The following is a 10889-nucleotide window of genomic DNA, read 5'->3' on the forward strand; positions in this document are numbered from 1 at the left end:
ACGGGGGCGGTCCTGTCCTGATCACCAGCGGTCGTGGACCTGCGGGCGGATCAGGTCGTCGTAGACCTCCTGCACGGCCTTGTGCGTCTCCCGCGACAGCGGCGCCAGCGCGGCCGCGGCCGCGTTGCCCTGCGCCTGACCGGCATGGCGCGCGCCGGGGATGACCACGCTCACCGCCTCCTGGTCGACGATCCAGCGCAGCGCGAACTGGGCCAGGGCCACGCCCTCGGGAACGAGCGGACGAAGTCGCTCCACTGCTTCGAGCCCCGTCGCGTAGTCCACTCCGGAGAAGGTCTCCCCGACGTCGAAGACCTCGCCGCCCCGGTTGTAGCTTCGGTGGTCATCCGCACCGAAGACGGTCGCGGCCGTGTACCGGCCCGAGAGCAGCCCGCTGGCCAGCGGCACGCGCGCGATGATCCCGACTCCCGCCTGCGCCGCGGCCGGCAGGACCTGCTCCAGCGGCTTGGTGCGGAAGGTGTTCAGGACGATCTGGACCGTGGCCAGGTTCGGGCGGCGGATGGCGGACAGTGCCTCCTCGCAACTGCGGACGCTGACTCCGTAAGCACCGATCGTTCCGTCCTCGACCAACGCGTCGAGGGCGTCGAACACCTCGTCGTTCGCGTACACCGGGCCGGGCGGGCAGTGCAGTTGCACCAGATCGAGCCGCTCGACGCCGAGGTTGCTCCGCGAACGATCGGTCCACGCACGGAAGTTGGCGGCGTTGTAGTTCTCCGGCTCCTGGGCGACCCGTCGGCCCATCTTCGTCGCCACGGTCGGCGCCGTCGCACCCGTCCCCGCGAGCGAGCGCAGGAGCTTGCCGATGATCTGCTCGCTCCGCCCGTCCCCGTACTCGTCGGCCGTGTCGATGAAGCTCACGCCCGAGTCCAGTGCGGCACGCAGCGTGCCGAGCGCGTCGGACTCGTCCACTTCCCCCCAGCCCGTGCCGAACTGCCAGGCTCCGAGCCCGACCACTCCGACCTGCCTACCCGTACGCCCCAGCTGCCTGTTTTCCATGATCCCGACTCTAAACGGAAGGCCGGACGACGGCATGGGGTGATCAAGCCGAACATGGCCGTCGCGCTGCCGGGAACGCCCGCGCCGTCGCCGGCCTATCCGTTGCGGATCGCGTTCACCAGTCCGGCGACGAGGTGCGCCCGCTCGGCCATCGCTCCGACCACCAGGTACTCGTGGTCGGCGTGGGCCCCGCCCCCGACCGCTCCGAGGCCGTCGAGCGTCGGTACTCCCAGCGCCGCCGTGAAGTTGCCGTCGCTGCCACCGCCGACCGCCTTGCCTTCGATGCCGGGGAGCAGTCGCTCGGCCACCGCGAAGAGCTCGGCCGACGCCGACTCGGGCATCGGGGGCCGGCCGATGGCTCCTTCGACCGTGATCCGCGCCTCGTCCAGATGCGGGGCGAGCGCCGCGAACGCGGACTCGACGCGCTCCTTCTCCGCGCCCGATTCCACCCGGACGTCGACGATGACGGTCGCCTCCGCCGGAACGACGTTGTCGAGGGTGCCCGCGGACGCGACGGTCGGGGTGACGGTCGTGCCGATCTCGGGGCGGCCGAGCGCCGCGATGTCCAGTACCTGGTGCGCCGCTTCGATCAGGGCGTTCACTCCGGCGGTGGGTTCGAGGCCCGCGTGCGAGGCCCGGCCAGCGATGGAGACCCGGAAGGTGCCGCAGCCCTTGCGGCCGGTCTTCAGGGCTCCGCCGTCGGCGGCGCCCTCGAAGACGAGTACGGCCCCGCACGCGAGGGCTCGTTCCTCGATGAGGGCGCGGGAGGAACGGGAGCCCACCTCTTCGTCGGCGGTCACCAGGATCTCGACGCCGGACCGGTCGTCGAGCGCCGCCAGTCCGTGGATCGCCTGGACCAGGCCGCCGAGCATGTCGAACACTCCCGGGCCCGTCGCGTGCCCGTCTTCCACGAGGAACGGGCGGCGTTCGAGGGTTCCGAGCGGGAACACCGTGTCGTGGTGCCCGAGGATCAGCACCTTGGGATCGCCGCCGGCCGACCAGTGGACGTGGGGCCCGGCTTCGCTGTCGACGAGGAGGGCCTCCCCGCCGAGACGGCTCTCGATGACGGCGGCGACGACTTTGGCCGATGCCGTCAAGGCGTCGAGATCGCGTGAGGGGGACTCGACCTCGACGAGCGTCCTGAGGTCCTCGATCATCGCGTCAACACTCACGTGGACGGCCTTGTGCATCGTCATGGCGCAAGGTTAGCCCGCATGCGAACCCCCATGATCGTACGAACGCCGCCTGCGCGAAAGGATCCGGCCGGCCACCCCTCATGGAGGCGTGTCGGCCGGATCCCGAGCCCGGTGGCCCCTCCCGGTCAGGCGGCGGCGCCGCCGTCGATCACCAGGTCGGTGCCGACCACGGAGGCGGCGTCAGCCGAAGCCAGGTAGAGCACGGCTGCCGCGACCTCGGCGGTGGTGGACACCCGGCCCAAGGGCGATTCGCCCTTCATGCGGGCCGCGCGGTCGGCGTCGGTCTCGCCCGCGTGGAGCGACATGGTGGTGGCGGACGGGCCGGGGCTCACCGCGTTGATGCGGACTCCGTCGGCGATGTGGTCCAGGGCCGCGACCCGCGTCAGGGCGGCGACGGCCGCCTTGGTGGCGGCGTAGCCACCCACTCCCGGGATGCGGGTGTGGGCGCCGAGGTTGGAGGAGACGTTGACGATCGCCCCGCCGGTGGACTGCTCGCGCATCCGGGACACCTCGGCCTGCAGTCCGAAGAGCACGCCGGTGACGTTGATGTCGAGCAGGCTGCGCCAATCCGCCTCGGAGAGGTCGGCTATGGGGCCGCCGCCCAGGAAGACGCCCGCGTTGTTGACGGCGACGTCGAGGCTGCCGAAGAGTTCCACGGTCCGGTCGACGAGGCCTCGTACCTCCTCGGAGCGGGAGACGTCGGCGGTGACCGCGGCGGCCGTTCCGCCCTCCTTCTCGATCAGGGCGACCGTTTCGGCGAGCGGTGCGGCGGTGCGTCCGGCGACGACCACCGAGGCCCCCTCGGCCGCGAAGGCGACGGCGATGGCTCGTCCGATGCCGGATCCGGCGCCGGTGACGAGGACGCTCTTGCCGGTGAAACGTGTGGACACGGTACTGACTCCCTTGTTCATTGCTGGCCTTTCTCTGTGCGACGTGCGCCGTGCGCCGTGCAGTGCGCGTGCTCGTTGGTCCTTGACTCGTAACCGGGGGCCGCCGACGGGACTTCCCGACCGGCGGACTATGGCCGGTTACTTGATGCGGGTGTTGAGGAAACCGGCCGCGGCGAAGGCGATCGCCATCGCCGCGAGCGAGACCTTGTCGGAACCGAGGGCGAGGACGGTGGCGAAGATGACCGTCGGGCCGAGCTCCATCGCGGTGTTCATGACCCCGCCCGCGAGTCCCGCCTGGTGCGGCTCGACCCCGTCCGTGGCCAGGACCGCGGCGCCGGCGAAGGCCGCGGCGCCACCGGCCGGCAGCAGGAGCAGGCCGGGGAGGAGGCCGAGGGCGTACGGGGTGTTCTCGGCCAGCCCGGTGAGGGCGAGGAGTCCGAGGCCCGCCGCAGCGGTGACGAGGCCGGCCGTGGTCACGGTCGCGGTCCCGTACCGGGCGATGAGCGGGCCTGCCGCGCGGCCGGCCAGGAGCAGCGTCACCGCGAAGGGGACGAACGCGGCGGAGGTCTGGAGCGCCGACCAGCCGCGGTCCTCCTGGAGGCTGAGCGAGAGCAGGACGAATGCCGTGGCCGTGCCGGCCGCGGTCAGGCCGATGGCCGAAAGGGCCAGGACCCGGCGGCCGTTGCGGAGGAATCCGAGCGGGAGCAGCGGGTCACGGGCTCGGCGCTCGACGATCGGGAAGGCCACGAGGAGTACGGCGGCGGTGAGCAGGGCGACCAGGACTCCGGTCGATCCCCAGGAGTGGGCGTCGGTGAGGACGAGGCCGTAACTGGCCAGGCTGATGCCGGCGGTGGCGAGCAAGGCGCCCGGGAGGTCGAGGGACCGGCCCTCGCCTGCCGGGGTGGCGGGCAGCAGGCGGGGGGCGAGTGCCAGTGCGGCTACGGCCACCGCGACGGGAACGACGAAGGACAGCCGCCAGGTGGAGAGTGCGGAGATCACCCCGGACAGCAGGTTTCCGGCGGTCGCGCCGAGCACGGAGAGGCCGCCCCAGGTGGCCATGGCCCTTCCGTACGCGGCGGGTTGGGGGAAGACCGCGCGCAGGACGGCCATCGCGGCGGGCGCGGTGAGCGCGGCGCCCACGCCCTGGGCGAAGCGGGCCGTGAGCAGGACCCCGGGGCCCTGGGCGAGCGGTGCGGCGAGGGAGGCGACGGCGAACACGACCAGTCCGACGTTGAGGGCCCGGCGTCCGCCGAAACGGTCGGCGATGCGGCCGCCGAAGAGCAGGAGTCCGGCGAAGGTCAGGCCGTAGGCGGCGCTGAGGAGGAGCAGGCCGTCGCGGGCCAGGCCGAACTCGCCGCCGATGGCGGGCAGCGGGACGATGAGCGAGGTGAGCGTGAAGATCAAGGACATCTGGACCGCGCCGAGCAGCACGAAGGCAGGACCGGAAGCAGGGCCGGAAGCGGGGCCGGAGGCAGGGTCGGTCGCCCTGGGTGCGGATGGGCTGGGTCCTGTCGTGGTGGCGGCCGAGACGGCGGCCGGAGCCACCGCCTTCATGTTGCCGCTCTGTGTGGCGGTCATTTTCTCCCCCTAATATTTGATCGCACGTTCCAGAATGAGCGTATGAAGAAACTTCCCCGCAGGGGGAAGCGAATTTCAGTCGAGCAGGGCCAGCGCCTGCTCCGCCGCGTCGCGCACCAGGTTCGGATCGCCCGACGCCTTGCCAACGACGCGCAGGCCCTGCATCAGCACCAGCAGCATCCGCGCGAGGGTGCGCGGATCGCGATCCTCGGGCAGTTCGCCCTGGGCCTGGGCCCGTACCAGCGCCGAGCGGAACAGGGTCTCGATGTGGCCCCAGCTCGCCTCGACCCTGCGAGCCGCCTCCGCGTCGTGCGCGCCGAGTTCCGCGGCCGTATTGGTGACGAAGCAGCCGGTCAGGCGCTGCCCGTTGGTGCTGGCTTCGAGGGCGAAGCGCCGTACCACCGTGCGCACGGCCGGCAGCGCGGGTCCCGGCTGGGACAGTTCGCGCAGCAGGAGCGAGTCGCGGTTCTCGCTGTAGCGGTCCAGCGCCTTCATGTACAGGTCGTGCTTGTTGCCGAAGGTGGCGTAGATGCTGGCGCGCCCGACACCGAGGCGGTCGACGAGGTCCGCCATCGACGTCGCCTCGTAGCCGCGCTGCCAGAACAGCTCGAGAGCCGACTGCAGCGCGGCGTCGGGATCGAATTCCTTGGTCCTGGCCACGGTCGGTACTCTACGAGATACTGGAACGACTAGTCAAGTATCTCGGAGTCGGGTTCACGAGGGTTCCACCGGGAGGCCCCTCGCCGGGCGGGCCGTGAGACCGACGATGTCGACGCAGCGGAGCAATTTGGCCTGGGCGCGGGGCGAGTCGGCGACGGGTACGACGATCTCGCACACCGCGAGGCCGCCCCCGTCGGAGGCCCTGTACGACAACGCCCTGACGGACAGGTTGTTGAGCGTCGCGGAGATCCGGGTGAGGGCGTGGCCGCCGTCCTGGACGGTGACGGTCAGCGTGTGGCAGGCGGTGACGACCTCGGGGAGAGCGTCGCTGCGGGTCAGGGTCATGAGTCGTGGGCTCCTGTCCTGGGGTTGCGCGGGGGCGGGGGCGGGGCGGGGGACGGCGGTCGGCAGGTGGCACGGGGCGGGCGGGCTGCGCCCGGACCGGGAATCGCCTGCCCCGGAAAACAAGAAGACCCCTCGCGGATGCGAGAGGTCTGCGTGCGGGCGGTGAGCTGTGGGCGTGATCGCGCAGTCAGCTCGGGGCCGGCACGCCGGTGCTAATAATCAGCCGGCGAAGCATGCGGCAGAGTCTGGCACGGGGCCGCCGGTACGTGGCTCCGCATCTCAGCATGCGGATGCCTGCCGGGATCGCGGCGCCCACGCCGACCAGACCAGGGCTCCGCGATCGCCCGCCGCGAGGAGCCGCGGTCGGCGGGACCACCCGCGCCATGTCGGTGTCCGAACCGCGAAGGCCGCCCGACCCACTCCCCCGGCCTGGCATCGTGTCCCCCATGCACTCCGAGCCGTACAGCGATCCGTCCCGGCACCGCGACCCCGGGATGCCGCTGGACCGGTTCGCCGAGCGGATCCTCGTGGTCTGCCCCCGCTGCGGCGGCCGGGCACTCTGCACGCCCAGGCCCGGCCTCCCCGAGCTCGCGTACTACACCGAGCTGCGGTTCCGGCCCCGGCGGATGACCTGCGCCCACTGCGGGGCCGTCGCCGCATGGGAGGCCGGCGTACGGGGAGCCGGGCTGATCGGCGTGGTGCTCGGCGGGACCGAGGATCCGTTCTTCCGGCGGCCGCTCTGGCTCCAGACCCGGTGTGCGGGTCACGTCCTCTGGGCCTACAACGAGGAACACGTCGACGAGCTGGCCGCCTACGTGGGAGCCCGGTTGCGCGAACGCGGCACCGGCTTCGGCAGCCCGACGCGGTCGATGATCCCCCGGCTGCCCGGCTGGATGAAGGCCTCGGGCAACCGCTCCGACGTCCTGGCCGGCCTGGAAACGCTGCGCGCCCTGATCCCGCGGTGCGCACCCGCCGACCGCTCCGATGCCGCGCACGAGCGCGGTGACCGGCCGCGCCCGTCGCCGAGCACCTACTTCCGTGGCGGACCGTACTGAGCTCCGCCCCCGTCTCCCCCGCGCCCGTCCAATGGGCGCGCCCGGGTCGCGACGGGCGGTAGGGGGTGGTGGGCTGGCGGGGTGATCGTACGGCCGACCGGGGCCGGTGCGGTGCGGCCAGGTGAGGAGACGTGTCGTGGCCAAGGCCTATCTGGTGGGTGCGGGAATCGCTTCCCTGTCGGCAGCGGCGCTGCTGATCAGGGAGGGCGGGTTCGCGGGCACGGACATCACCATCCTGGAGGCCCAGGACCGCACGGGCGGGAGCCTGGACGCGGCGGGCGACCCCGACATCGGCTACACCATGCGCGGCGGCCGGATGTTCGAGCTGCACTTCGAGTGCACCTACGACCTGCTGAACTCCATCCCCGCCCTGGACTCCCCCCACTCCCCGGGCGGCGCGGGCCGCGCGGACGGCCCGGCCACCTCCGTCACGGAGGACACCTTCGCCTTCCACGACGACTTCGCCTGGAACGACCAGGCCCGCCTGGTCGACGCCGCCGGACACCGGGTCGACACCCGCTCCATGGGGTTCTCCGAACGCGACCGGCTCGACCTGGTCGCGTGCGTGGCCACCCCCGAGTCGCGCCTCGACGGCAAGCGCATCTCCGACTGCTTCGCCCCGGAGTTCTTCACCACCAACTTCTGGTACATGTGGTGCACGACCTTCGCCTTCGAGCCGTGGCATTCGGCGATCGAGTTCCGGCGCTACCTCAACCGGTTCGTGCACCTGTTCAAAACCTTCGACACGATGTCGGGCATCTACCGCACCCGCTTCAACCAGTACGACTCGATCGTGCGCCCGCTCCAGTCCTGGCTGCGGAGCAACGGCGTCTCGTTCTCGATGAACACCACCGTGACGGACGTGGAGCTGGCCGACGGCGACGGCATCACCGCCACCGCCCTGGCATGCACCCGCGAAGGCGACGCGGCCGAGCGGATCCCCGTCGCGCCCGAGGACCTGGTGTTCGTCACCAACGGTTCGATGACGGCCAATTCGACGCTGGGCACCACCGACACCCCCGCCGTACTGGACGACTCCGCGCCCGACGCCTCCTGGCAGCTGTGGCGGACACTCGCGGCGAAACGCCCGCACGGCCTCGGCGACCCCTCCGTCTTCGACTCCTCCGTCGCGGACTCGACGTGGGGATCCTTCACCGTCACCACCAAGGACCCGACCTTCTTCAAGGCCATGGAGGAGTTCTCCGGCAGCGAGGCCGGCAAGGGCGGCCTGATCACCTTCAAGGACTCCGGCTGGCTGTTGACCATCGTCCTCAACCACCAGCCGCACTTCCACGAGCAGCCGGACGACACCTACGTCTGGTGGGGCTACGCGCTCTTCCCGGACAAGGCGGGCGACCACGTGGGAAAGACGATGGCCGAGTGCACGGGCCGCGAGATCCTGGCCGAGGTGCTCGGACACCTGCGCCTCGCGCAGAGCGAGCAGATCCTGGAATCCTCCGTCGTCCGGCCCGCGCTGATGCCGTACATCACCAGCCAGTTCCTCGTCCGCAAGGCCGGCGACCGGCCCGAGGCCGTCCCGGCGGGATCCACCAACCTGGCCTTCATCGGCCAGTACGCGGAAGTCCCCGACGACGTGGTGTTCACCGTCGAGTACTCGGTGCGGACCGCCTGGACCGCGGTGGCCCGACTGCTGCACCTGGACCGGCAGCCCCCGCCGGTCTACAAGGGCGGCCACAACCCGAAGGTGCTCCTGGAGGCCCTGCACACCATGCACCGCCGCTGAGCTTGAGGTTTAACCCGGGTTAAACTCACGGCCGGACTTGAGTCCTCCTGAGTCCAGCCGTTGATGTGCCGGAACACCAGGGGGACCCACCTCGGCAGCGGTACGTGCCGAACCCGAGTGGCGCGCGACCGGGTACCGTACGGCCTCCACCAACAGAGAGGCGCGGACACCGTGACCCGAATCCCGGCCGTGGGCGACGTCGTGGGCGATTTCTCGCTCCCCGGCGGTCAGCTGACCAACGACGCGTTCGTCCGAGGGGAGTACTCGCTCGGCGCGCAGCGCGGGAACCCGGTCGTTCTCGCCTTCTATCCCGGCGACAACACCCCCGTGTGCACGGCCCAGTTGTGCTCGTACTCCGACGGGCTGGAGGCGCTCGGCGCGTGCGGGGCGCAGGTGTGGGGCATCAGCCCGCAGGGCGTCGACAGTCACGAGTCCTTCGCCTCGGCCCGCGGCCTGCGGATGCCGCTGCTGGCCGACACCGACCGCGCGGTGGCCCGCGCCTTCGGAATCACGGCGCCGCTGATCGGCCTGCGCCGGGCGGTCTTCATCGTCGCGCCGGACGGCACCCTGCACTGGAAGCACGTCGCCGCGGTGGGGATGAGGTTCCCCTCGGCCGAGCTCATCACGGAGCAGCTCGTCGGCGTCACCGCCGTCGGCTGAGGTCAGGCGCCGGCCCCGGCGGCCCGAGCGCCGGGGCCGGGCGGTGTCAGCGGACGGCGGTGCGCAGCGCGTCGCCGACGAGGCGGACGGCGCGGGCCAGGCGGGCGAGCTGGCCAAGCTCGATCGCGTACATCCTGATCGAGTTCTCGATGACCGCCTCCGCCACGCCGAGGGCGGGGAGTTCGGCGCGGCTGGTCTCCATGGCCACGCGCACGGCCCGCATCTCGTGCTGCAGTTGGAGCTGGGCGTGGCGCGCGAGGAGTACGGGGCTGCGGGTCAGGGTCACGTATCCGGCGTAGCGGGCCGGGAGGAGGTCGCGCAGCCAGCGGACCGCCGTGCGTTCCCAGTCGGGTTTCCCGGGGTGCTTGACCTGGAGGGGCCAGTCCGGGCTGCGCGTGATGAGTGCCGTCTGAGACATTCTTGTCCACTTCCGCAGGATGGAACTCTGATCGGTTGTGTCTGTGGCGGCCTCGGCCCAGGGGTTGGCCGAGGCCGCAAGGGCGCTCCGGGATCCGAAAGCCGGACGGGACACCTGGCGGGACGTGAGGAGGAGGGCGTCACGCCGGGTGTCTGTTCTGGGAGGGCGTGGGGCCGCTCTCCCTGGCATGTCGAGGATGACCGCGCCGCCATCAGTAAACATATATACCGTTGAGTACGCAAGGGTATGAAAATATTCATGCCCGGATTGGGTGTGAATATGATGCCCGCGTGCCGCCCGGCGCCTTCCTAGAGGAAGAATCCGTGCTGGTCGGCGGCCTGCTCATAGCCTTCGAGCCGGGTCTGCGTCCGCTCGGGGTCGGCGTCCGCCATCGCCTGGAGCAGCGCGGCGGACAGCAGGCCCGGCGCCGCGTACGAATCGAAGACGAGCCTCGAACCGGTACCGGCCGTCAGCGCCACATCGGCCTCGTCCACCAGCGGCCCCAGCGTGCGGTCCGTGATGAGCGCGACGCGCAGCCCCGCCCTGCGGGCGACCCGCAGGGCCGCCAGGGTCTCCTTGGCGTGCCGCGGCATCGCGAAGGCCAGCACCCAGCTGCCGCCGGCCGCCCTCGCCTGCAGGAGCGCGTCGAAAGCGACGCTGCCGCCGCTGGTGACCAGACGGACGTCGGGGTGGATGCGGCGGGCCGCGTACGCGAAGTACTCCGCCAGGGAAACCGAGATCCTGAGTCCGAGCACCGTCAACGGCACCGAACGGGCCAGCTCCCGGCCGATGTCGAGCACCTGATTGGTGTCGGCGAACAGCCGCCGCACGTTCTCCAGGTTCTCGATCTCGGCGTCGACGGCCGCCTGCAGCTCGTTGCGGCGGGTCTGTTCGCGGCCGTCCGGGGAACCGGCCACCGCGCTGAGCGCGATCGGCTGGAGCACCTCGCGCAGGGCCGGATAGCCGCTGAAGCCGAGGGCGGCCGCGAACCGGGTCACGGACGGCTGGCTCACACCCGCCCGTTCGGCGAGTTCGGTGATGGAGAGGAACGCGGCCTCGGTGAGGTGGTCGACCAGGTACTGCGCGATGCGCCGCTGTCCCGGGGAGAGCTGGTGGCCGTCGAACAGCGCCTGGACCCGGTCGGCCGGGGCGCGCTGGTGATCGGCCGCCTGCCCGCTCGGCGTGATCGCGGCCGCTTGTGCGCGCGCCTGCTGCCCCGATGACACCGGCGGTCCTCCCTCTCCTACCACTGCGGTTCCAACATAGCTCACCGCACCCCGCTGACCAGCGTGCTTGCCGGACGGCCGGTCCGCCCGGCGTCCGGCGCCG

The 10889-nt window shown here is 71.5% G+C and carries 11 protein-coding genes; 3 read left to right on the forward strand and 8 right to left on the reverse strand.

All coding sequences use genetic code 11. The annotated features are described in order from the left end of the window. Positions 1-21: 21 nt before the first annotated feature. The 6 genes from J7E97_RS19795 to J7E97_RS19820 all read right to left on the reverse strand — a co-directional run bounded on the left by J7E97_RS19795 (position 22) and on the right by J7E97_RS19820 (position 5683). The gene (locus tag J7E97_RS19795) at positions 22-1014 is read right to left on the reverse strand and encodes an aldo/keto reductase (protein WP_215028918.1); all 993 of its coding nucleotides are present in this window, start codon (positions 1012-1014) and stop codon (positions 22-24) included. Between the two features lie 95 nt (positions 1015-1109). Further along, positions 1110-2210 carry a M20 family metallopeptidase gene (locus J7E97_RS19800; RefSeq protein ID WP_215028921.1) on the reverse strand — a complete coding sequence of 367 codons (1101 nt, stop codon included), beginning with the start codon at positions 2208-2210 and terminating at the stop codon, positions 1110-1112. A gap of 125 nt (positions 2211-2335) precedes the next feature. Next, positions 2336-3100 (reverse strand): SDR family NAD(P)-dependent oxidoreductase, encoded by a 765-nt coding sequence (locus J7E97_RS19805; RefSeq protein WP_215028924.1) that lies wholly within the window; start codon positions 3098-3100, stop codon positions 2336-2338. 138 nt (positions 3101-3238) lie between these two features. Then, positions 3239-4678: an MFS transporter gene (locus tag J7E97_RS19810; protein WP_251054822.1), complete on the reverse strand. Its 1440-nt coding sequence runs from the start codon at positions 4676-4678 to the stop codon at positions 3239-3241. 75 nt (positions 4679-4753) lie between these two features. Then, positions 4754-5338, reverse strand: coding sequence for a TetR/AcrR family transcriptional regulator (locus tag J7E97_RS19815; protein WP_215028927.1), 585 nt, complete (start codon positions 5336-5338; stop codon positions 4754-4756). Positions 5339-5392: 54 nt separating this feature from the next. Next, a complete protein-coding gene (locus J7E97_RS19820) occupies positions 5393-5683 on the reverse strand; it encodes a hypothetical protein (protein WP_215028928.1) in 291 nt (96 codons plus the stop codon). A gap of 446 nt (positions 5684-6129) precedes the next feature. On the opposite strand from J7E97_RS19820, the gene J7E97_RS19825 reads away from it, so the two are divergent. From J7E97_RS19825 to J7E97_RS19835, 3 genes are all read left to right on the forward strand, one after another. After that, entirely contained in the window at positions 6130-6738 is a 609-nt protein-coding gene (locus J7E97_RS19825) for a hypothetical protein (RefSeq protein WP_215028930.1), read from the forward strand. Between the two features lie 136 nt (positions 6739-6874). After that, positions 6875-8482 (forward strand): oleate hydratase, encoded by a 1608-nt coding sequence (locus J7E97_RS19830; RefSeq protein WP_215028932.1) that lies wholly within the window; start codon positions 6875-6877, stop codon positions 8480-8482. 171 nt (positions 8483-8653) lie between these two features. Beyond that, positions 8654-9142, forward strand: coding sequence for a peroxiredoxin (locus J7E97_RS19835; protein ID WP_308346591.1), 489 nt, complete (start codon positions 8654-8656; stop codon positions 9140-9142). Positions 9143-9188: 46 nt separating this feature from the next. On the opposite strand, the gene J7E97_RS19840 is transcribed toward J7E97_RS19835, so the two are convergent. Together J7E97_RS19840 and J7E97_RS19845 are read right to left on the reverse strand one after the other, a co-directional pair. After that, complete coding sequence (locus tag J7E97_RS19840) at positions 9189-9560, reverse strand: hypothetical protein (RefSeq protein ID WP_215028936.1); 372 nt, start codon at positions 9558-9560, stop codon at positions 9189-9191. A gap of 308 nt (positions 9561-9868) precedes the next feature. Then, entirely contained in the window at positions 9869-10786 is a 918-nt protein-coding gene (locus J7E97_RS19845; protein ID WP_215028939.1) for a MurR/RpiR family transcriptional regulator, read from the reverse strand. Between the last annotated feature and the right edge of the window lie 103 nt (positions 10787-10889).

The organism is Streptomyces sp. ISL-66 (assembly GCF_018614135.1).
Taxonomy (GTDB): domain Bacteria; phylum Actinomycetota; class Actinomycetes; order Streptomycetales; family Streptomycetaceae; genus Streptomyces.